Origin of the sequence: Flavobacterium maritimum, assembly GCF_040049085.1 — a bacterium.
GTDB classification, from domain to species: domain Bacteria; phylum Bacteroidota; class Bacteroidia; order Flavobacteriales; family Flavobacteriaceae; genus Flavobacterium; species Flavobacterium maritimum.
This window is the reverse complement of record NZ_JBDLZY010000004.1, coordinates 147,107-171,024: the sequence shown is the minus strand read 5'-3', so window position 1 is coordinate 171,024 and position 23,918 is coordinate 147,107. Positions and strand designations below refer to the sequence as shown.

The 23,918-nt window shown below is 35.3% G+C and carries 18 protein-coding genes; 12 read left to right on the top strand and 6 right to left on the bottom strand.

Annotated elements, in window-relative coordinates; genetic code table 11:
- Positions 1-19: 19 nt before the first annotated feature.
- The 3 genes from ilvD to ABEB23_RS10090 form a co-directional block, all read right to left on the bottom strand.
- On the bottom strand, positions 20-1,693 hold the full coding sequence (gene ilvD, locus ABEB23_RS10100; RefSeq protein ID WP_348812473.1) for a dihydroxy-acid dehydratase: 1,674 nt from the start codon (positions 1,691-1,693) through the stop codon (positions 20-22).
- A gap of 269 nt (positions 1,694-1,962) precedes the next feature.
- A complete protein-coding gene (leuB, locus tag ABEB23_RS10095) occupies positions 1,963-3,081 on the bottom strand; it encodes a 3-isopropylmalate dehydrogenase (protein ID WP_348812472.1) in 1,119 nt (372 codons plus the stop codon).
- 50 nt (positions 3,082-3,131) lie between these two features.
- Complete coding sequence (locus tag ABEB23_RS10090) at positions 3,132-4,307, bottom strand: 2-isopropylmalate synthase (protein WP_348812471.1); 1,176 nt, start codon at positions 4,305-4,307, stop codon at positions 3,132-3,134.
- A gap of 154 nt (positions 4,308-4,461) precedes the next feature.
- Here ABEB23_RS10090 and ABEB23_RS10085 point away from each other — a divergent pair, with 154 nt between their 5' ends.
- On the top strand, positions 4,462-6,006 hold the full coding sequence (locus ABEB23_RS10085) for a hypothetical protein (RefSeq protein WP_348812470.1): 1,545 nt from the start codon (positions 4,462-4,464) through the stop codon (positions 6,004-6,006).
- An 87-nt stretch (positions 6,007-6,093) separates the two neighbouring features.
- Here the strand turns inward: ABEB23_RS10085 and ABEB23_RS10080 are convergent, their stop codons facing one another.
- Positions 6,094-6,687, bottom strand: a complete 594-nt coding sequence (locus ABEB23_RS10080) for an NAD(P)H-dependent oxidoreductase (RefSeq protein ID WP_348812469.1) — start codon at positions 6,685-6,687, stop codon at positions 6,094-6,096.
- Between the two features lie 98 nt (positions 6,688-6,785).
- Here ABEB23_RS10080 and ABEB23_RS10075 point away from each other — a divergent pair, with 98 nt between their 5' ends.
- The gene (locus tag ABEB23_RS10075) at positions 6,786-7,679 is read left to right on the top strand and encodes a LysR family transcriptional regulator (RefSeq protein WP_348812468.1); all 894 of its coding nucleotides are present in this window, start codon (positions 6,786-6,788) and stop codon (positions 7,677-7,679) included.
- A gap of 135 nt (positions 7,680-7,814) precedes the next feature.
- Here the strand turns inward: ABEB23_RS10075 and ABEB23_RS10070 are convergent, their stop codons facing one another.
- Both ABEB23_RS10070 and ABEB23_RS10065 read right to left on the bottom strand, forming a co-directional pair.
- Positions 7,815-13,589, bottom strand: a complete 5,775-nt coding sequence (locus ABEB23_RS10070; protein ID WP_348812467.1) for a PKD-like domain-containing protein — start codon at positions 13,587-13,589, stop codon at positions 7,815-7,817.
- Between the two features lie 514 nt (positions 13,590-14,103).
- A complete protein-coding gene (locus tag ABEB23_RS10065; protein WP_348812466.1) occupies positions 14,104-16,080 on the bottom strand; it encodes an alpha-ketoacid dehydrogenase subunit alpha/beta in 1,977 nt (658 codons plus the stop codon).
- A gap of 170 nt (positions 16,081-16,250) precedes the next feature.
- Between ABEB23_RS10065 and ABEB23_RS10060 the strand changes: the two genes are divergently transcribed.
- The 10 genes from ABEB23_RS10060 (at position 16,251) to ABEB23_RS10015 (ending at position 23,826) form a co-directional block, all read left to right on the top strand.
- Complete coding sequence (locus ABEB23_RS10060; protein WP_348812465.1) at positions 16,251-17,201, top strand: isopenicillin N synthase family dioxygenase; 951 nt, start codon at positions 16,251-16,253, stop codon at positions 17,199-17,201.
- Positions 17,202-17,352: 151 nt separating this feature from the next.
- Complete coding sequence (locus ABEB23_RS10055) at positions 17,353-17,682, top strand: translation initiation factor (protein ID WP_348812464.1); 330 nt, start codon at positions 17,353-17,355, stop codon at positions 17,680-17,682.
- 146 nt (positions 17,683-17,828) lie between these two features.
- Complete coding sequence (locus tag ABEB23_RS10050) at positions 17,829-18,704, top strand: nucleoside phosphorylase (RefSeq protein WP_348812463.1); 876 nt, start codon at positions 17,829-17,831, stop codon at positions 18,702-18,704.
- Positions 18,705-19,145 carry a DinB family protein gene (locus ABEB23_RS10045; protein ID WP_348812462.1) on the top strand — a complete coding sequence of 147 codons (441 nt, stop codon included), beginning with the start codon at positions 18,705-18,707 and terminating at the stop codon, positions 19,143-19,145.
- 2 nt (positions 19,146-19,147) lie between these two features.
- Positions 19,148-19,537 carry a VOC family protein gene (locus ABEB23_RS10040; RefSeq protein ID WP_348812461.1) on the top strand — a complete coding sequence of 130 codons (390 nt, stop codon included), beginning with the start codon at positions 19,148-19,150 and terminating at the stop codon, positions 19,535-19,537.
- A complete protein-coding gene (locus ABEB23_RS10035) occupies positions 19,538-20,092 on the top strand; it encodes a hypothetical protein (RefSeq protein WP_348812460.1) in 555 nt (184 codons plus the stop codon). It abuts the gene before it with no gap.
- Positions 20,093-20,259: 167 nt separating this feature from the next.
- Positions 20,260-21,384, top strand: a complete 1,125-nt coding sequence (locus tag ABEB23_RS10030) for an SDR family oxidoreductase (RefSeq protein WP_348812459.1) — start codon at positions 20,260-20,262, stop codon at positions 21,382-21,384.
- Between the two features lie 114 nt (positions 21,385-21,498).
- Positions 21,499-22,026, top strand: a complete 528-nt coding sequence (locus ABEB23_RS10025) for a GNAT family N-acetyltransferase (protein ID WP_348812458.1) — start codon at positions 21,499-21,501, stop codon at positions 22,024-22,026.
- Positions 22,023-22,874, top strand: a complete 852-nt coding sequence (locus ABEB23_RS10020; protein ID WP_348812457.1) for a substrate-binding domain-containing protein — start codon at positions 22,023-22,025, stop codon at positions 22,872-22,874. The genes ABEB23_RS10025 and ABEB23_RS10020 overlap by 4 nt, the downstream gene beginning before the upstream one ends.
- A gap of 19 nt (positions 22,875-22,893) precedes the next feature.
- Positions 22,894-23,826, top strand: coding sequence for a transglutaminase-like domain-containing protein (locus tag ABEB23_RS10015; protein WP_348812456.1), 933 nt, complete (start codon positions 22,894-22,896; stop codon positions 23,824-23,826).
- Positions 23,827-23,918 lie beyond the last annotated feature (92 nt).

Sequence of the window (23,918 nt, the reverse complement as noted above, 5' to 3'; positions counted from 1 at the left end):
GTTATTGCTTTTTCTTTGTTTATTTATCGGTAACACATCCTGTAGATGCGCTTGACACAGATCTTGCATATTTTAAAAGAACACCTTTTGTTGCTTTCAAAGGAGGTTGTACCCAATTGGCACGTCTTTTTGCAAATTCTTCTTCACTAATTTTCAAGTTGATCGTATTCTTAACTGCATCAATAGTAATTAAATCACCATTTTCAACTAATGCTATACCACCACCATCATACGCTTCTGGTGTTACGTGACCTACCACAAATCCATGTGAACCTCCAGAGAATCTACCATCTGTAATCAAAGCAACACTACTTCCTAATCCAGCACCCATAATAGCTGATGTTGGTTTTAGCATTTCAGGCATCCCTGGACCACCTTTTGGTCCACAATACCTGATGACGACTACATCTCCTGGTTTTACCAATCCATTTTGAATACCTGGAATAACATCAAATTCGCTTTCGAAAACAACCGCAGTTCCTTCAAAATACTCTCCTTCTTTCCCGCTAATTTTGGCAACACATCCTTCAGAAGCAAGGTTTCCGTATAATATTTGGATGTTTCCGGTTGATTTTAATGCTTTTTGAATTTCATGAATTACTTCTTGTCCATCATGCAAATCAGGAACAATCGCTAAATTTTCAGCTACTGTTTTTCCGGTTACGGTCAAACAATCTCCATGAATAAATCCTTCTTTCAACAAATATTTCATTACTGCGGGAACACCTCCAACAGCATGTAAATCTTCCATCATGTATTTACCACTTGGTTTCAAATCAGCAAGTACAGGTGTTTTATCACTTATTGATTGAAAATCTTCTAAAGTTATTTCGATATCTACCGAATGTGCCATAGCAATTAAGTGCATAACCGCATTCGTTGAACCTCCTAATACAGCTACAATTGTAATCGCATTTTCAAAAGCTTTACGCGTCATGATATCTCTAGGCTTGATATCTTTTTCTAACAAAACTCTGATTGCTTTTCCAGCAGCATCACATTCTTTCCTTTTATCTTCACTCAAAGCTGGGTTTGACGAACTATATGGCAAACTCATCCCTAAAGCTTCAATAGCAGAAGACATTGTGTTAGCAGTATACATTCCACCACAAGCACCAGGACCAGGACAAGAGTTTTTTATAACTCCTTTAAAATCTTCATCAGAAATAGTTTTTTGGAACTTTTTTCCTAATGCCTCAAAAGCAGAAACAATATTAAGGCTTTCTCCTTTCCATCTTCCGGAATGGATTGTTCCACCGTAAACCATAATTGAAGGGCGATTTACTCTTCCCATAGCAATTAAGGCTCCTGGCATATTTTTATCACAACCAGGAATGGCAATCAAACCATCATACCATTGTGCTCCCATTACCGTTTCGATAGAATCTGCAATTACATCACGGGAAACTAATGAATAACGCATTCCGTCTGTTCCGTTTGAAATACCGTCACTAACACCAATAGTATTAAATATCAATCCAACTAAATCCGCATTCCAGACTCCTTTTTTAACATCTTTTGCCAGATCATTTAAGTGCATGTTACAAGTATTCCCTTCGTAACCCATACTTACAATTCCAATCTGCGCTTTTTTAAGATCTTCTTCTGTTAATCCAATTCCGTACAACATTGCTTGTGCTGCTGGCTGTGTTACGTCTTGCGTTATTGTCTTACTGTATTTATTTAATTCCATTGTATTTATGTTTGTATGTTTTAAATTCATTCTAAAAAAAAACCTCCCAAATTGATTTGGGAGGTTTTAAATATTTTTTTAATTATATCTATACCATTTCCCCTGCATCTGTGATGATCACAATGACATTAATAATTGAGGAAATAATAGTGTTGATTTGCATTTTTTTATTTTTTGTGTTCCAAAAGTACAAAACAAATAGAACTAAAAAAACATAATCTCATTATTATATGCATTTCAATTATAAATGCATTTTATTCTATTGTCTTCTAAACAATAGTTGATTGCCCTATGTAGACGTTGTCATTATTGAAATACAACAAATCGTCTTTACTTAAAATATAGTTTGAGATGAAATCTCCCACTTCATTTGTTCCAAATTTTGAATATGGATTTAAATCTACTGTTACCACATTCAATTCAATTGCTTTTTGCACAGCTTCATATACTTTTTGGGATTCAGCATGAAGTCCAAAATGTTCCAAAAGCATTGCTGCTGATAATATTGAAGCAATTGGATTGGCTATATTTTTCCCTTTCGCCTGTGAATGCGATCCATGAATTGGCTCAAAAAGTGCGTTTGAGTTTCCATAAGAAGCAGAAGGTAACAATCCGATCGATCCTGTAATTACACTAGCTTCATCAGACAAAATATCACCAAATAAATTTTCCGTTAAAACAACATCAAATTGCTTTGGATTAATTATAATTTGCATTGCAGCATTATCCACGAACAGAAAATCCAAAACAACATCCGGATAATTTGCGCTAACTTCTGTTACAACTTTCCTCCACAACCTGGACGTTTCCAGAATACTGGCTTTATCAACCAAAGTCACTTTTTTACGTCTTTTCAATGCAGCTTTAAAAGCCAAATGGGTAATCCGCGCTATTTCTTCTTCAGAATATTCACAAAGATCAGAAGCGACAGTCCCTTCTTCATTTAATTTCTTCTCGCTAAAATAAGATCCTCCTGAAAGTTCTCTAAAAATTACAAAGTCTGTATTTTCAATTATTTTCCTTTTCAAAGGAGATAAATCCAATAAATCATTATACGGTTTAATTGGTCTTATGTTGGCATACAACCCCAAAGCCTGACGTAATTTCAACAATCCTTGAACCGGACGTGATTTTGAATCAGGATTATTATCATATTTTGGTTCACCAACAGCACCAAAAATTACTGCATCTGTATTTAAACAAAGATTCAATGTTTGCTCCGGTAATGGGTTTCCGGTTTTATCAATAGCTACAGCACCAATCAGAGCATCTTCAAAAACAAACTCATGATCATACACCACACCTACTGCATACAAAGCTTTTTTGGCTTGTAAAACAACCTCTGGACCTATTCCGTCTCCTGGTAATACTGCTATTTTTAAGTTCATAATTTTGATTTTGTGTGTTAATCCAAGGCTGTTCTATTCTAAACTTTTTTTTAATTTCTGATTAAATCACTTTGTATTTTACAAGCTTCAATAATTTGATGAATATCATCATCCAATACTTCTTTCTTTATATCAGCAAACTTCAAGAACTCGACATATACAATATCCAATTGTACTTTTGTAAGTTCATAACCTACTTTTTTAGCTCTGTAAGCCAATGCCGCTCTACCACTTCTAGCTGTAAGAATAATTGAAGACTCATTGACGCCAACATCCAAAGGATCCATGATTTCATAAGTAGCTCTGTTTTTAATCACACCATCCTGATGAATCCCAGAACTATGAGCGAATGCATTTGCACCAACAATAGCTTTATTAGGCTGCACAATCATACCCATACTTTCAGAAACCAATCGGCTCATTTCGTTAAGCTGCTTGGTATTAATATTGGTATCCAAATTCAAATAAGGATGTTGTTTAAAAATCATCACCACTTCTTCAAGGGCCGTATTTCCAGCTCTCTCACCAATACCGTTTATTGTACATTCTATTTGTCTCGCTCCATTTACAGCTCCCGCAATTGAATTAGCCGTCGCCATCCCTAAGTCATTATGACAGTGACAGGATATAATAACGTTTTCAATTCCTTTAACGTTTTCTTTTAGGTATTTTATTTTAGCACCATATTCTTCAGGCAAACAATAACCCGTCGTATCTGGGATATTAAGTACAGTAGCACCTGATTTTATAACTTCTTCGCAAACTTTGGCCAAGAAATCATTATCAGTTCTACCAGCATCTTCTGCATAAAACTCAACATCTTCAACATAACTTTTAGCGTGTGATACAGCATATTTAGCTCTTGCTATCACGTCTTCTCTTGTTGTATTGAGTTTGTGTTGTATATGTGAATTTGAAGTGCCAATTCCAGTATGAATACGTGGTTTTTTGGCATATTTTAAAGCTTGGGCAGCAACATCAATATCATTTTTCACCGCTCTGGTAAGGCCACAAACAGTAGCGTTTTTCACAACCTTGCTTATTTCTGAAACTGATAAAAAATCACCAGGACTGGAAACGGGAAAACCAGCCTCTATAATATCAACACCCATTTCGTCTAAGCGATTTGCTATAACTAATTTTTGGTTGGTGTCTAATTTACATCCAGGGACCTGTTCTCCATCTCTTAAAGTGGTATCAAAAATTTGAACTTTCTCTCTATTCATTTTCATTTATTTAATGTAATTTCACATCTTAATAACAAATTTATATCTCAATACTTAGTTATAAAAACCATTTTAATAGAATATACTGTTTATAAAGGAAATAAAAACTTTGTAACTCATTGAAAAACAACAACTTACATTACTTTATTTTACAATGGCTAACCATCAAAAAGATTTCTTATTTGTATTAATTAAATCACTTTCAAAATCCGAAAAAAGACAATTTAAGATTTTTGCAAGCCGGCTTGAAACAAGTTCAAATACAAAATTTATAGAATTATTCAATATTTTAGATAAATCTGAAGTGTATGATGAGAAACTTATTTTAAAAAGTGGCATCATCAAAAAAGTACAATTATCCAATCTGAAATCCTATCTGTACAAGCAAATTTTAGTAAGTATCCGTTTAAATATCCCGAGTCAAAACATCCGCTATCAATTAAGGGAGCAAATTGATTTTGCTACTATATTGTACAATAAAGGTTTGTACAAGCAAAGCCTAAAAATCTTGGATAAGACCAAACAGCAGGCATTGGAAAATGATGAAAAACTCATGGCCTATGAAATTGTGGAATTCGAAAAATTAATTGAATCACAATACATAACCAGAAGTATCCAAGGACGAGCAGACGAATTAGTTATTCAGGCAAAAGAATTAAATTACCGAAATACAATTTCCAGTAAATTGTCCAACTTATCCCTGCAATTATATGGCATTATGCTTAAAACAGGATATGTGAAAAGTGATGAGGAATATAAATATATAGATGACTACTTTCACAAACACATTCCTAAATACGATGAGGATAAATTTGGCTTCAGAGAGAAATATTGGTTTTACAATGCCAACCTTTGGAGAAGTTTTTTAGTTCAGGATTTTCTTTCCTGCTATAAATACGCAGATAAATGGGTAACTCTTTTTTATGAAAATCCAAATATGATTTATCTGAATCCCGTATTTTTTCTTAAAGGAAATCATTATTTACTGGAGTCATTATATATGCTCAAATACAAATCGAAATTCAAAAACTATTTATCGCGTCTGGAGGAAACCCTCAAAGACCAACGTTTTCCGGTAAATGACAATATCGCTTCCTTATCATTCCTATATTTGTATAATAACAAATTGAACTATCATATTCTGGAAGGCACTTTTGCGGAAGCAGAATACTTAATTCCCGAAGTTTTAGAAAAATTAAAAATTCACAGTGAACATCTTGATGAACATCACGAAATGTTGTTTTACTATAAAATAGCTTCTATTTATTTTGGTAACGAGAAATATACGGAGTCTATCTATTATTTGGAGAAAATCATAAACAATAAAAATCTTACGATGCGTGAGGATTTAATGTGTTTTTCCCGTATCCTTTGTTTGATTGCCCATTATGAATTAGGCAAAGATTATTATTTGGAAAACCAATTGAAAAACACGTATAAGTTTTTACTGAAAATGAATGATTTACATGAAGTCCAAAAAGAAATCATTCGCTTTTTGAAAAACTTAAACTCCATATATCCAAGTGATATCAAAAAGGAGTTTGTGAAAATGAGAAAACGCTTTATCGAATTAGAAAAAAACAAATACGAGAAAAGGGCCTTTCTTTATCTTGATATTATCTCTTGGTTGGAAAGCAAAATCGAGAATCGAAAAATTAGTGATATTATCAAGGAAAAGGCAATGTTGAGTAACAGGTAATTTCTACTATTTTATGTATAAAAAAAGGCTCCTCATAGATCTACTAATATGAGGAGCCTTTTTATACCAATTAATATTATTCTATAATTAATTTAGAAATAACTGTGTCAAATGCTTATGATATAATTTAATGTCATTTTCTACATTAGCATTTTTTTCAATATCATGAAAATGGATGCTTTCCAATGGTTTCATTCCGGTAAAAGCGTTCATTCTATGAAAACCAAATAACGGTCCCTCATCAACACTATGCTGGTTAAAAAATTCTCCTGGCAATGTAAAAGCTTCTTTTGGTGCATTCCAGGATGTGGTCAACATGTATTTTCTACCGTGAAGCATCCCTCCTGTTCCGTAATTAACAGATGGATTTTCTGAAGATCGCCCATCACTTTTGTAAATTCCTTTGGCATGGCCTTCAGTAAAAACCACATCGATGTATTTTTTAAATCCGTGTGGCAACTGAAACCACCATATTGGAGTGTGATAAATAATTACATCTGCCCATACAAACTTTTCGACTTCTGTCGCCGGATTGTAGTCATCATTTATATTTGTTGTTTTAATTTCAAAAGCTGTATTGCTTTTAAAAAAATTCAAGGTTTCATTTGAAATGGTTTCATTAAACCTACCGCCGGAATGGCCAAACTTTTGCCCGCCATTGATTATAAATATTTTTGTCATGATTTTACTTTTTTTAATTTGATGATGCAAAGTTATAACCACAAGTTCTATTATTAAAATAACTTAATTCATACCTTTGCATTATAATTATAATAGCTATGGTAAATTTAGAATGGTATCGAACCTTTAAAGCGGTTTATAAAACAGGAACCCTGACAAATGCAGCGGAAGTTCTATTTATATCACAGCCCGGTGTGAGTTTGCATTTGAGTTCTCTCGAGAATTATGTGGGTTATAAATTATTTGACCGAACCGGCAGAAAAATGATTCCCACCGAAAAAGGAAAAGTTCTTTATAATTTTATCATTGAGGCTATGACTAAACTGGAAGAAGCTGAAAAGAATTTCCAAAGAAGTACCGAAAAAAATACGCCAACCATCAGCGTAGGCATGTGTTTCGAAACATTTCAAATTACGTTGGAACAATACATTTCAACTTTACCTTTTAATGTTATCATTCAGTTTGGAGAATATCCTGAAATGGTAGAAAGTTTAGAAAAAGGAATTTTAGATTTAATTATTACGCCACAAATGGTGATTAAAAGCAGTATTGATTATCAGCCGTTTTCTTCTGAAACCATTGTACTTGTTGGTGGTAGTGAAATTGACGATTTAGAATTTGGTACTGTAGAAAAGAATGGGACTGATCAAGATATAGAACTGTGGTTAAAACAACAAAAATGGTATGGAACCACTGGAGACATGGAGCATTTACGTCGCTTTTGGCAGTTGAATTTTAATAAACATCCTGATTTCAGGCCTAATTATATTGTTCCTAATCTAAATTCCATTATACGTTGTTTGAGTAGCGGCAAAGGATTGGCAGTTGTACCTGATTTTTTATGCCGAAAAGAAATTGATAATGGACTCGTTAAACTCATTTGGCAAGGCAAAACACCTCTTAAAAACACTCTTTATTTTGCTACCCGAAAAAAAACAATGTATCAGGAAGAAATAGCCCTGATCAAGAAAATTTTTATGGAACTGCAATAAAATATAAGATAGGCAGAACTTGCCACTTTGAAATAAAGTAAAAACAATAAAGTTTCTATTCAGAATAATTTCATTATAACAAAAATGGCTTCCTCAAACCGGAAGCCATTTTAATTTTTCAGCGTGTTTATACTTTTACCTCAACAAAGAGAAATGAGCTCTAAAAATTTTTGTTGCAGATAGTTCTGTATATTCTACCGTAAACCAGTAATCGGTTGCAGGCATTAATTGTCCTGTATAAGTACCGTCCCAACCATCCCCGGCAGAACTGATTTGTTTAAGCAATTTCCCATAGCGATCAAAAATATAAATTTTTGCCTGTGGTTGATTACTTAATCCGATAAGATTCCAGGAATCATTAAATCCATCGCCATTTGGGGTAAAGAATTTAGGATATCCAATGATAAAAACATCTTGGGTTAAATTGGTACAGCCATTGGTATCACCAACAGTTACTGTATGCGGCCCTGCAGTTACGTTTGTAAATATATTAGATGCCTGAAAAGGTCCGTCGTCTAATCTGTATTCGTAAATACCATTCCCGCCGGTTACGGTAACTGTTATTGTCGCATCATCGGCAAATGCCGGTGTTTGTGTAGTTGCTATCGATTCTCCTGGAAATGAAGCTGCAACATTTGCCGAAACTGGAGAAGAAACACAACCTGTAACTTTATTAGTTGCGATTACCTCATAATTCCCCGCTAAAGTTGCCTCATACGTATTTGATACTGCACCTGCAATAAGTACATTCTCAAAATACCATTCGAAATTATAAGATGAAATACTCAATCCTGTATTTAATGTATGCGTTTGAAATGCAACATTTGTTGCTTGATCAACACATATTACCCCGTCTGTTAACTCTGGCAATGGTAATGGATTTACAAGTACTTTTATATCCAAAGATGTTCCTACACATCCATTTAGAGTTGGTGTAACCCTGTAAATTACTGATCCCTGTGCAGTCCCTGAAGTTTCCAAAATTTGATTGATGACATCTCCGGAACCATCTGTTGCTCCTGTCACTCCAGATTGAATGACAGTCCAATCAAATGTTGTCCCTACAATACTTGGAGACAAACTTATATTTGGAGATTCTCCACTGCAAATAGTAGTGCTTGCAGGTCCAAAAACCTCTGGAGTTGGATTAACCGTTACTGTGACTATTATTGGAACACCGGCACATCCGTTTTTCAAAGGAGTAATGGTATAATCTACAGTACCTTGAACTGGTCCAGTTGCTGTTAATACCTGATTAATCATATTTCCACTTCCTGAAGAAGCACCTGCAACTCCAGTTTGACTAACCGTCCAAGTAAAGGTAGCTCCCACTACATTGGAGGTTGATAAAGCAATATTGGTCGTTTCTCCGGAACAAAGGGTTTCGGCCGCCGGGTTTGCCGAAACTACCGGTATCGGATTTACATCAATCACTACTGAAATAGGTGAGCCGTAACAGCCATTTAATTTTGGTGTAATAGTGTAAACTGCTTGTCCAGCATTATTCCCTATCGTTGTTAATACATCTGAAATAGCTGTTCCGCTTCCTGCAGCTCCTCCCGTCACATTAGTTTGCACCACATTCCAGTCATATGTTGTACCTATTAAATCACTTGATAATACAAAAGAAGTAGTATCACCTGAACAAATGGATTGTGAACTTGGTGTTGCAATTGTTTTTGGAGCCGGTGTAACATCAATTGACACCTGAATTGAATTACCAATACAGCCACTAGCTGTTGGAGTAATCGAATAAATTACAGTTCCTAAAGTTGTTCCAGTTGCAGTTAAAACCTGGGAAATATTGTTTCCACTACCTGATAATGCTCCTGTTACTCCCACTTGAGATAGAACAATCCAATTGAATGTTGTGTTAGTTGTATTACTTGAAAGAGCTATTCCTGTTTGGGCTCCAGAACAAATGGTTTGAGACGCAGGAGTTGCGGTAGCGATTGGTGTAGTATTAATGGTCACTATTCCCGACGCACCTACACTGGAACATGTTGTTGTTGTATTAGTAATGGCAACACTGTAATTCCCAGCAACTGCCGTTGTAAAACTCGCCACATTACCGGGATTAACTGCTCCAGATGGCACAGTCCACACATAATTATATGCTCCTGATGTCCCCGGAGTTGCTGTCACGGTAGCGCTTGAACCTGAACAAACTGTTGGACTGTTTACGGCAACCGTTGGCAATGAATTTATCGTTACCGTTCCTGATGAACTGGCACTGGCACAAGTAGTGGCTGTGTTAGTAATAATAACACTATAATTCCCCGCAACTGTCGTTGTAAAACTCGCTGTATTACCAGGATTAGTTGCACCAGATGGCACAGTCCACACGTAATTATAAGACCCTGCTATACCTGGAGTTGCTGTTACTGTAGCGTTCATACCAAAACAAACTGTTGGACTGTTTACAGTAACTGTTGGCAATGAATTTATAGTTACAGTTCCTGATGCGCTAGCGCTGACACATGTAGTAGTTGTGTTACTAATAATAACGCTATAATTCCCCGCAACTGTTGTTGTAAAACTCGCCACATTACCCGGATTAGTTGCTCCAGATGGCACGGTCCACGCATAATTATATGTTCCTACCGTTCCCGGTGTAGCAGTCACGGTAGCGCTTGCTCCTGAACAAACTGTTGGGCTATTTAAGGTAACTATTGGTAATGGATTAACAATAATATCAAATGTTGTGGCTGGACCGGTACATATACCATTATTTGCTGTTACTGTTATAGTTGCCTTTTGAACAGTTGTTGTTGTATTAACTGCTATAAAAGACGGTATATCGCCAGTCCCGTTTGCGGCAATGCCAATCGAAGTATTATTACTAGCCCAATTAAATATTGCACCAACGGGTGTACTTGCAAAACTTGGAACAGTTACTGTTTGATTCACACAAACCGGTATGTTGGCAATTGGGTCCACCGTTGGTGTAGGACAATTTGAAGACACACAATTTCCTGATGCCGCTACCCCACAAACACTTCCGACAGGTGTAATTGTAATGGCAACATTTTGACCAGGTGAAAGACTATTGATGCTTAGAGTTGTAATAGCACTGGATACAGAACCGGTTACTGGTGATCCTGACGCAACACTATAACTATAGCTGTAACTTGTTGCGTCTGCAATTGTATTCCAATTGAAAGTTACACTTGTCGCTGTTGGAGTACCACAATTAATTGATAAGAGAGGTGCCGCATTTATGTTTACTGTTGCTATACTTGAATCATCTATACATGGAGCTACTCCCATCAAAGTATATGCAAAGGCACTTGTTGTCGCTCCTACTGCAGGAGTAAATGTTCCTGCTCCAGCATTAAATGTCCCTCCAGATCCAGTAGTTCTTGACCAAGTTCCTCCTATTTGTTCTCCTGTAATTAAACTATAAAGATCAATTGCCGTAACACTATTGTCACAAGCGGTAGTACTCCCATCAGACCCCGCTATCGGCTGTGTGTTTATATTCACAGTAGCGACACTCGCATCACTTAAACAAGGCGCTGTTCCGGCGACTGTGTAAGTAAACGTACTTGTTGTTGCTCCTATAGCAGGGCTAAATGTCCCTGCTCCTGCGTTAAATGTTCCTCCTGTTCCTGTAGTTCTGGTCCATGTTCCTCCTGATTGTTCTCCAGTAAGTAGAGTAGATAAATTTATTGCAGTCGTATTAGACTCGCAAACCGTTGTAGTACCATCTATTCCTGCATTTGGTGTTGCATTTATATTTACTGTTGCAATACTTGAATCATCTACACATGGAGCCGCTCCTGTTAAAGTATATGTAAAGGTACTTGTTGTCGCTCCCATTGCAGACGTAAATGTTCCCGCTACTCCATTAAACGCCCCACCAGTTCCGGAAGTTCTTGACCATGTTCCTCCCGTTTGTTCTCCTATAATCAAACTATAAAGATTAATCACTGCAACACTATTATCACAAACAGTAGTATTCCCATCAGTCCCTGCTGTTGGTTGCGAATTAATTGTTATATCAAAAGTAGATGAACCTGCCAATTGACAAGTTGAAGCATTTGAAATCACAGCATAAGTTACCGTATAGGTTCCTGCTGTTGAAGTTGCCAAATCAATTACACCGGTAGAACCATTTATACTTAAACCAGAAGTTGAACTATACGTTCCTCCTGTTACAAATCCTGTAGCTCCTGTTGGAGTTGGATTAGTACCATTCTTACATACCGGAGTTGGGTAGGTAAAAGTAGTAACAGGTGGAGTCCCTCCTATATTTACTGTCAATGATTTTGTTAAATTACAAACTTTAGAACTTGTTGTACTGAATGATAAATCATCTATTGCAAAATCATTTCCACCTCCAGATATATTAGTATCAATAATTTTAATAGTAGCTAAACTCGCTCCTCCAGATGCCCAAGTACCGGTAATATTTGTCCAATTACACGTTGTGGTAGCAGGTGTACCGGCCGTAACATTATTGGTTGCTGAAATTGGAGATATGGTAATAGGACTTCCATTTACTAGAACTTGAAAAGTCGCTTTAACTCCATCACCGATATTTTGTACCCAAAAAGAGAAATTATATGTCTTAGAATTTTCAACAGGTACAGTTTGAGACCAAATGACACTATCTGCTGTTGTCGCTCCATCAGCGACTAACATATTCCCTGAACCGCTTGTTTTATCAGTACAAGTAGTAAACTTATTATACCACAATGAAGGATTTGTAACGATACCGTAAGCAAACTGTGCTCCACTTGTATTCGTTAATGAATAACCATAATCCGAATAAAAGCCTGATGTTCCATTTTCGAAACCTGGATTCCCAATTAAATTTCCAACCGATGGAGGAACAATCGAAGAACTCACGGTATAGGTTGTTGTTACTGTTGGATTAACTGTTATACTATTACCTGTACCTACTAATACTCCTCCGGGAGATGCGGTCCAGTTATAGGTACCATTTCCGTTAGCAGCAGTTAATGTTACCGCATCGCCTGACAAATGACAACCAATAGGACTTTCTACTAATGTAATGTCTGGAGGAGCAGCTAAAGTGATTGTCCCTGTTGCAATCGTACTTGCTGGAGAATTTGAATCGGTAACAGAAACAGTATAGTTCCCCCCTGCTAAATTTTGAAAAATACCCGTACTATTTGTAGCTGAACTTGTTCCTGATAATGTAAAACTGAAAGGAGCGACTCCTCCATTAGGATAGGCTACAATAGTACCATCTGTACTTGTTGGGCAATTGGGATTAATATTTGAACTTGAAATCGTCAAAGGAGCCGGAGGTGCATATAATGACACATCATCTATCGCAAAATCGTTTCCGCCACCACCAGCACCATTTGTAGAAAGTTCAAAATGGATAAATGCCGTTCCTGTACCTGCCACATTTATCGTATAAGATACTTTATTCCATCCGGCAGGCATTGCACCTACATCTGAATTACCCGCTATTAACGTTTTAACACACGGGCATTGATTGGATAACGTTAAATCAATCTTAGGTGCCGGATTAGCCCCGTTAGTAACATTATTAATGTTTTTAACCCAATAAGTAAATGTATAATTCAAACCTCTTTGAATCGGTAAATTCACATATTTGTAAAATATATCATTATTTTGCCCATCAACAATCATCATGTTACCCGATCCAGAATGATCGGTACTGGTCATAAAATTTGCAGTATTTACAGGTTGAGGATTGGTTGTAACTGCATACTGACCTGGGATACTGTTTCCGCTAAACGGGGCTGTAATAAGGGAATAATTACTTGTGTATCCGCCGGTGCTCTCAAAACCTCCATTCGAAATAAGATTTTGAGCATTTCCGGAAATTGATATACAAAAACAAAATGCAATCAAGGTTAATAATCTCTTTTTTGGGGCAAAAAGGGATTGCAAAATAAAATTTGGCATAAATAGTAGGTTAGATTAATCGGCAACTAAACACCAATAATCATAGAAATCATAAATAAAAAATTAACTTAAATTATTAAATTGTAGGTTTTTTTGAAGCTAATTTTTTAAATAATACCTAATTATATTAGAATTTATTTACGTATTTGTAGGTTATTTTTTCTTTGTGCGTTAAAATTATGCAAATTTTTATACCCTCAACACCCTAACTGTCAAATCCGTTTACGAAAACGTAGTAGTGTTGAAAACTTTGTATTTATTTAACCATAAAAAAATAATAAACACACAATAACTCCTATTTTGCAAATATTTACTTCGAAAGATTCATATTTTATATTGGTACAATTTTATAAATATCACTTTATTCTTTTTTGCATTAATTCAGTAACTAGCGTAAATAGTATCAAAAGATTACAGCAAATAAAAAATGCATCATAAAAACGGTTTATACAATTTCCGCTTTTTTGATGCATTTTAATTAGAAAGAAAAAAATCTTTCAATATCTCTAAAGTCTTAGTACTTCAACAACTCTTTTAGTGTTTTTTCAAACCTTTCTTTCGGTAAATACTGATCTTCTAAAGCCTTTGTAAACGGAATAGGACTATCTAAACTGGCTACTCTTTTTACAGGCGCATCTAAATATTCAAAACAATTTTCCATAATCAAAGCTGAAATATCGCTTGCAATACCTCCAAACATTGAATCTTCCTGATAAATAACTACTCTACCCGTTTTCTTCACTGAAGCATAAATAGCCTCAGTATCCAATGGTTGTAATGTTCTTAAATCCAACAAGTCAGCTGAAATTTCAGGGTTCTTATCTAAGGTATCCAACGCCCAATGTACCGCTGCTCCAAATGAGATAATGGTAACATTATTTCCTTCTTTTAATAAAGCTGCTTTTCCAAACGGAATGGTATAATAATCTGTTGGTACCTCTTGATGGATACTTCGGTACAATTGTTTGTGTTCAAAAAACAATACCGGATTAGGATCATTAATTGAAGTATTCAATAACCCTTTTGCATCATAAGGAAATGCAGGATAAACTACTTTTAATCCTGGTGTTTTAGTGAACCAGGCTTCATTGGTTTGGGAATGAAAAGGTCCCGCTTGCGTCCCTCCACCACAAGGCATACGAACTACAACATCGGCTTTTTCTAACCAACGGTAATGCGATTTGGCTAACAAATTCACAATCGGATTAAATCCTGTTGAAACAAAATCGGCAAACTGCATTTCTACAATAGCTTTGCATCCATTGATAGACAATCCCATTCCTGCCGAAACAACTGCGCTTTCGCAAATAGGCGTGTTACGAACACGTTCTTTACCAAATTGCGCTACAAATCCATCAGTAATTTTGAAAGCTCCACCATATTCTGCTATATCTTGCCCCATAATAACTGAGTTTTCATGACGCTCCATAGATTGTCTCAAACTGGCAGAAATTGCGTCTATAAAACGGATGTTTTCAGTTTCAGCATTTGGTTTAAACAACTCAAATGTATAAGGCTTGTACACATCATTTAACTCTTCTTCATAGGAAGCTTCTATTTCCGGTTCAGCATTGGCTACAGCCAAACTATCATCGATATCTTTTTTAATCTCTGTACGAATGGCCGAATCAAATTCTTCTGTCAGAACTCCATTTTCGGTTAAATATTTTCTGTAATTCTCCACCGGATCTTTTACCGCCCACATGTCCATCAATTCTTGCGGAACATATTTGGTACCACTGGCCTCTTCGTGACCACGCATTCTGAAGGTTTTGAATTCCAATAAAACAGGACGTGGATTCTCAACCATCGAAGCTTTCAACTCAGACAATAAATTATACACTTCGAGAATATTATTTCCGTCAACAATATGACTTTCCATTCCATAACCAACGCCTTTATCTGCCAAGTTTTCACAACGATATTGCTCATTGGTCGGTGTCGAAAGGCCATAACCATTGTTCTCTACAACAAACATGACTGGTAATTCCCAAACAGAAGCAATATTCAAGGCTTCGTGAAAGTCACCTTCGCTTGTAGCGCCTTCACCTGTAAAGACCGCAGTAACTTTTCCGTTTTTCTTTATTTTATTGGCTAGTGCGATTCCGTCGGCAACCCCTAACTGTGGCCCCAAATGTGAAATCATTCCAATAATTTTGTACTGTTGAGTACCAAAGTGAAAACTACGGTCACGACCTTTGGTAAAACCATTAGCCTTGCCTTGCCATTGTGAAAACAGTCTGTATAACGGAATATTTCTTCCTGTAAAAACACCTAAGTTTCGGTGCATTGGTAAAATGTATTCGTCTGTGTCCAAAACTGCGGTAACTCCAACAGAAATTGCCTCTTGACCAATTCCTGAAAACCACTTGGATACTTTTCCCTGACGAATAAGTATCAACATTTTTTCTTCTATTAATCTAGGCTTAAGAATTCTTTTGTATAAATCCAATAATTGATCGTTGGTGAGATCTTTTCTATCAAAAGTCATTTTTTCTGGTTTTATTGTGTGGTTCAAAGATAAAAAAATATAACAGTTTTAGTGTTTTTTGTTATATTTTTTAATTTAGTTAACAAATTTAAAAATATTGATTTAAAATTATTCTTTACATTTGTAGTTGGAAGTTTTCAAAACTTCTAATTTATAAAAATTCATATTATATGCAAAACATTCCTAGTGTTGACTTGCGTGATTTCCTTTCGGATGACCCGAAACGTAAACAAAAATTTGTAAATGAAATCGGAAGTGCTTTTGAAGACATTGGCTTCGTAGCACTCAAAGGGCATTTTTTAAACGACCAATTGGTTGATGAATTGTATGGCGAAATTAGAAAATTTTTCGCTTTGCCATTAGAAACAAAACGTGGCTATGAAATTCCCGGAATTGGAGGGCAAAGAGGCTATGTATCTTTTGGAACCGAACATGCCAAAGGCAGAAAAGAAGGGGATTTGAAAGAGTTTTGGCATTTTGGCCAATATGTCTCTGAAGATTCAAAGTACGCTTCAGAATATCCTGAAAATGTTGTTGTAAAAGAATTGCCCCGTTTTAACGATGTGGGGAAAGAAGCTTATCAAATGCTTGAAAAAACAGGAGTTTATGTCTTACGTGCTTTGGCATTGCACCTTGGTTTGGATGAATTTTATTTTGACGAATATGCAAAAGATGGTAACTCCATTTTAAGACCTATCCATTATCCTCCTATTACTTCTGAACCTGAAAACGCCATTCGTGCCGCTGCACATGGTGATATCAACTTGATTACCTTATTAATGGGCGCTCAAGGAAAAGGATTACAGGTTCAAAATCATGATGGCGAATGGATTGATGCTATTGCCGAATCGGATGAACTAGTTATCAATGTTGGTGATATGTTGTCACGTCACACTAATAACAGATTAAAATCGACCATTCATCAAGTAGTAAATCCACCGCGAGAATTATGGGGAACATCACGTTATTCTGTTCCATTTTTTATGCATCCGGTAAGTGATATGAAATTGGATTGTTTGGAAAATTGCATTGATGCTGAAAATCCAAAGAAATTCGAAGACATTACGGCCGGAGAATATTTATATGAGCGTTTAGTTGATTTGGGTTTAATCAAAAAATAAAACTTAAATTTACATCAATTATAAAAGACATTGAGTGTATGCTTAATGTCTTTTTGTTTTTTATCAGTAAGAAATTAAGGAAATTAAGCTGTACTTTTCTCAATGAGCCTTAATTTCTTAATGGTTTTAAAATAAAATTAATCTTAAACCTATGGATTTACAAGACCAATTAAAAAACCTTTTCCCGGACCATCAAGTAAGTCCGGAAGAACCTGCTGAAGAAGCTCCCCACGAATTGTATGTTCAAAAAGAACCTATGATTTGCAAATTCGAAAAACGTAAAGGAAAAGCAACCACTATAATTGAAGGTTACGAAGGCTCTGATGAGGATTTCAAAATTTTGGCCAAAGAAATTAAAACTAAATTAAGTGTTGGCGGAAGTTTCAAAGATGATTCCATTATCATTCAAGGTGATTATCGTGATAAAATCATGACCATTTTAAAGGAAAAAGGCTTTAAAGTAAAACGTGTTGGGGGATAAAAAAACAGTTCTCAGTCGCAGTTTGCAGTTTGCAGTTTGCAAATTGTAGTTTACAGAATTTCAATATAATCAAATAAAAACCCTGCGAACTTTGCGTATTCCGATAGCTATCGGGATTGTGCTCTTTGCGGTTAAAAAAAACAACAATGGCTATACAACAATCGGAATTAATTCTCAATCCAGACGGTAGTGTGTACCATCTCAATTTGAAACCAGAGCATATTGCTCACGACATTATTTTTGTAGGTGACCAAAACAGGGTAGAAAAAATCACACAACTTTTTGACAGCATCGAATTCTCTGCTCAAAAAAGAGAATTCAAGACCCAAACCGGAAAGTATAAAGGGAAACGAATTACGGTGATGTCGACCGGAATTGGCCCTGATAATATTGATATCGTCATGAACGAACTGGACGCTTTGGTCAATATCAATTTAGAAACCAGACAACCCAAAGAAAATCTTACCTCATTAAATATTATTCGCATAGGAACATCTGGCTCTTTACAAGCTGATATTCCTGTGGATAGTTTTGTCATGTCGACGTTTGGGCTAGGTTTAGACAATATGCTCCGCTCCTATTTGATTGACAAAATTTCAAATATCGAAATCGAAGATGCCTTTGTACAACACACCCATTGGGATTTGCGAAAAGGAAAACCATACGTTATTGCCTGTTCCGAAAAACTGGAAAAAATAATCGAAAGCGATCGCATTCATAAAGGAATCACAGCTACAGCAGGTGGTTTTTATGGTCCCCAAGGACGTGTATTGCGTTTGAACATTCAGGATGAAAATTTAAATTCGAAAATGGATAATTTCAACTTTGAAGGTAATCGCATTACCAATCTCGAAATGGAAACAGGCGCTATTTATGGACTTTCAGCTCTTTTAGGCCATCATGCGCTTTCGCTAAACGCCATTATTGCCAACCGTGCTTCCGGAACTTTTAGCGAAGACCCATACAAAGCAGTGGATGAACTGATTGCTTATACATTAAATAAACTTGCAAGCGGTATCTAAATGCAAAATACAATCTTTAAATTTGAGCAATTGCTTAATGAAAATGCCATTTATTTTACAACAATTGATACTGTCATTTTAGAAGCGAAAAATCCAGATAAATGGTCTAAAAAAGAGATTTTAGGGCATTTAGTAGATTCGGCTATTCATAATTTAGTTCGTTTTACAGAAATAAATTACCTCGAAAAGCCCTATCTCCACAGGTCTTATAGTCAAAATGATTTAGTTAATTTGAATCAATATCAAACAATGGATATTAGCGAATTAACACAGCTTTGGCTTTCAATAAATAAGCAAATTTTTAGAATTTTTAAATCTGTCGATGAAAAAGCACTTGATTATCAAATTATCATGAAGGATCAATCTGTAATTGATTTAAAATTTCTAATGATCGATTATGTTGAGCATTTAGAACATCACATTAATCAAATTAGATCTTAGCCATGGTTTTACGAGTTGCCAGACATACCGATAATTTACAAAAAATAGAAAATTTTTATATAAATATTTTGGGTTTTGAACGTCTAGGTGGCTTTCAAAATCATAATAATTATGATGGAATTTTTATTGGAAAACCAAATTTGGATTGGCATTTTGAATTTACAAAATCAAATGAAAAAGCAAATCATTATTTTGATGAAGATGATATTCTAGTGCTTTATCCCGAAACAATTTTAGAATATGAAAATCTATTGAATAAAATTTCAGCAAATCACGTTTCGCTTGTAATTTCAAAAAATCCATATTGGAATAATCCTCAAGTTTCGGGAGGCAAAATGTTCCTTGATCCTGATGGATTCCGAATTATTATTTCTCCTTTAAAGGCAAAATAAATGATTAAAACCATTCTAACTTCTTCTGATTCCTTAACGCAGCAAGTACAATCTTCAGGAATTGATACTTGGGAAGATTTGTTGCTTTTTACCCGAAAAATTCCCTACGGTCGAAACGCCAATCGAGAAGATTTGTCTTTAATTTTAAAAGAAAACAAAGGCAGCTGCAGTTCGAAACATGCCTTTTTAAAAGAAATCGCGAATCAAAATGGGATTCCGAATATCAAATTAATTATCGGGATTTATAGAATGAATAAAACTAATACTAAAATTGGAACTATTTTGTCTCAAAACAATATTCCATTCATTCCGGAGGCCCACTGCTATTTGAAAATAAATAATGAACGGGTAGATTGTACGACAGCAACATCTAATTTTGACAAAATAAAAAATGATGTACTCGAGGAAATCGAAATTGAACCTTTTCAGGTTGGCGTTTTCAAAGTGGATTATCATCAAAGCTTTATTAAAAATTGGCTTTCTAAAACAAATTCTGAAATTACTTTTGAGCAAATATGGGCCATTAGAGAACAATGCATTGCTTTTTTATCATAGACGGGTTGAAATCCAAAATATGCCGAGCCTATGGCTCTGGGAAAGTCCAATAGAAACAGTACATTCCAATCTATACAATTCAACACACAAATTGACAGACACTTTCCTTTTAAAGCTATTGACTTAATTTTTTTAAAACTATCTTTGTTTTTTAGAACAAAAAGATAATGAAAATAATACTTACAGGTGCTACAGGGGTTTTAGGTTCTCATATTATGTATGAAATTCTGGAGCTTTTCATCAAAACTAAAACTGATGGCAAACTTTTTCTTATTGCGAGAAACAAGGGAAAAAACACGGCTTTAGATCGAATTAATGAAATATTATCCAGTAGTTATACCCCAAAAATCATCAAAGACAAAGGGCTTGCAAAGCTGCACGAATACCTTGAAATCATCGATACGGATTTGTCTGAAATTAAGGATTCTTTTTCCAGTCAGATAAAAGATGCTTACTTCATCCATTCGGCAGGATACGTCAACTTGTCAACAGATGAAGATCAACGGGAGAAAATTTTTGATGAAAATACCAAAATCACAAAATCACTTTTCAATCTGTTCCATCCTTTTATAAAAAAATTCATTTACATCAGTACCGCTTTTTCATCAGGTGAAAGAAAAGGTCTTATTGATAATGATTTTCACAATTTAGATTTTGACCTGGAACATCGCAATGCATATGAAGAAGCCAAATTCCATTCAGAAAACTTTGTAAAACAACAATGCAAATCTTTGGGATTGCCTTATCAAATATTACGTCCGAGCGTTATCGGTGGAAAAATGTTGGGAAAAGAGAGCAACTATTTTATTTCGAAATACATGGTTTTTTATCTCTTGGCGAAGTTCTTCCATTTTACGGCTCAAAGAAAAAACGAACAGGAAAATGTGCGTTTTATAATCAATGAAAAAACTGGATTAAACATTATTCCTGTTGACTATGTGGCAAAAGTAATTGTTACTACTTTCGAAAGAAATGACATTCAACAACTTAATATTGTGAATGATAAGAGTTTCAATATCGTAAAAGGATTGCAATTGATTATGAAAGAAGTTGGGTATTCAAATTTTACTTTAATCCAAAACACACTCGATTTTAAATACAAAAATACCATTGAAAAATTGTATTACGAGAGTATTGGCAAACACTTGAAACCCTATCTTATCACCGAAGCCAATGAATACGATACTACTTTATTAAACTCTATTCTGGAAATACCAAAACTGGACCAGGAGGCGTTTACCAATATGATCCGTTACGCCAGAATGAATAATTTTAAAGATATTAATGTGTAATTTTAGGAGCTATTTCCTGCTCTACACTGTATCTTTTGTGCTCAAAAAAGAGCACAAAAGGATGCCGTTTCGATCAGGGCTAAATCGTTAAACAACAACTTTTTTGTAAAGACAATGAATCTTATTCTAGAAACCCAACGCTTGATTTTGAGAGAAATGCTTCCATCAGATGCTGAAGCGCTTTTCGAAATGGACTCTAACCCCAATGTCCATAAGTATCTTTGGAATAAACCCCAAAAAAATATTGAAGAAACAATAGCAACCATCGAATCGGTAAGAAACCAATACATCCAAAATAATATTGGAAGATTTGTAGCCATTTTAAAAGAAACAAACGAATTAATCGGTTGGGCAGGATTAAAATACAATACTGAAATGGTGAATAACAAGGTTAATTTTTATGACATCGGATATCGTTTAAACGAGAAATTCTGGGGAAAAGGATACGCAAGTGAAGCAAGTTATGCGTGGTTAGATTATGGCTTTGATGTAATGAAAATCAAACTTATGGAAGCCGCAGCACATACAGATAATATTGCCTCAAACAGAATACTGCAAAAAATTGGACTGGTAGAAACCGACCGATATTTGGAAGATGGCATTTCTTGGAACTGGTATGAATTAAAAAATCCTAATCTATGATAACAATAAAAATAGCAGGTGTTCCGGAACATTTCAATTTACCTTGGCATTTATGCATTGAAAATGGTGATTTTGAAAAAGAAAACATCGATTTGCAATGGACCGATGTTCCCGAAGGAACGGGAAAAATGTGCCAAATGCTTCGCAATGGTGAAACTGATATTGCTGTAATCCTAACCGAAGGAATCGTAAAAGATATTGTAAGCGGAAATCCAAGCAAAATTGTTCAGGTTTATGTTGAAAGTCCATTAATTTGGGGAATTCATGTGGCAGCAAAATCGAGTTATAAAACACTTAATGATTTAGAGAACACCAAAGCAGCTATCTCCAGATTAGGCTCCGGTTCGCAATTAATGGCCTATGTCAATGCCAATAATCAGGGATGGAAAACAGATAATCTACAATTTGAAATCGTAAATACCATTGATGGTGCCGTCGAAGCATTGACTAACGGAACTGCCGATTATTTTATGTGGGAACGCTTTATGACCAAACCATTAGTTGACAATGGTATTTTTCGTCGAATTGCTGATTGCCCTACGCCTTGGCCTTGCTTCGTAATTGCCGTTCGTGATGAAATACTGGAAAAAGAACCCAAAATCATTTCGAAAATTCTTAAAATCATCAATAATAAAACTTCAGAATTTAAGAATATTCCAAACATAGACCAAACATTATCAGATACTTTCCGCCAAAAAAAGGAAGATATTCAGGAATGGTTGTCCATAACCGAATGGTCTCAAAACAATTTAGATGAAAAAGTGTTAAACAAAATTCAAAATCAGTTGTTTGAACTGGGTATTATTGATAAAAAAAGTACATTTGTTAAAATTGTAAAAGCGATATAGACTTCTGCTTTTTGATAATATGGTACCAAATAATAAAATTGATTTTCAAAAGATAAGAACCAAACTTCAGGTGAAAAAACCTTGGGATCATGTTATTATTTTTTTTCTGAATTTATTAATTACGTTCCCGGTTTTTATTATCGCACACCAAAATCTCGTTAACCCGGATTGGCCTTTTAACAGCGACCGTATTTTACTTTTCCTATTCTTATTGCTTATTATTCAGTTATTTTTAACGGCATTACGAACCATTATTATTATCTGTATTTCGCTGTATTTCATGTTTTTATTTTATGGAACCGTGTTAGGGAATTATGGTTTTAGCAGTGTTTTTGAAGACTATAATTCCATGGTGTATTCCATGTCAGACAATCCGCATCCTCAGGATATCATCATTGCCAAACTGCTTCCGTTCCCTAATAAGACAGCTATAGTTAGTGCTATCGAATACCAGAACCCAAAAGTGAGGAACTTTGCCATCATGGCCACTACCAAACATTTCAAAGACATTAAAGGATATTCTGAATACAGAACAATAATTCAGTGTTTTGCTGTTTTTAAAGAAATCAATCATAGATGGCATTATGTAAATGATCCCAAAGAAGGTGATTATATCGCGACCGCTAGTGAAACCCTGCTGTATTTCTCCGGTGATTGTGATGACCATTCGATTCTAATGGCTGCGAGTATAAGATCCATTGGTGGTACGCCCCGACTCATTCATACCAAAGGACATATTTACCCTGAAATATTAATTGGTACCCGTAATGATTTGGACAAAATAAATTATCTGATTAAAAATGTACTTTTTGTTGATGAGAGTCACAAACAAAAATTGCATTACCACATCGATGAACGAGATCAAGTTTGGCTAAACCTTGATTACACTGCTACCTATCCTGGAGGTCCTTTCCTATCCGAAGAAATTTTAGGGGCCTTAACATTAAACTAGTTTGGCCTTGCTCCGTAAAAAAGATAGCTTTTTCGAACCATAAAAAAACCTCCAAAATCAAATAACTTTGGAGGTTTGTAATTTTTGTGAGC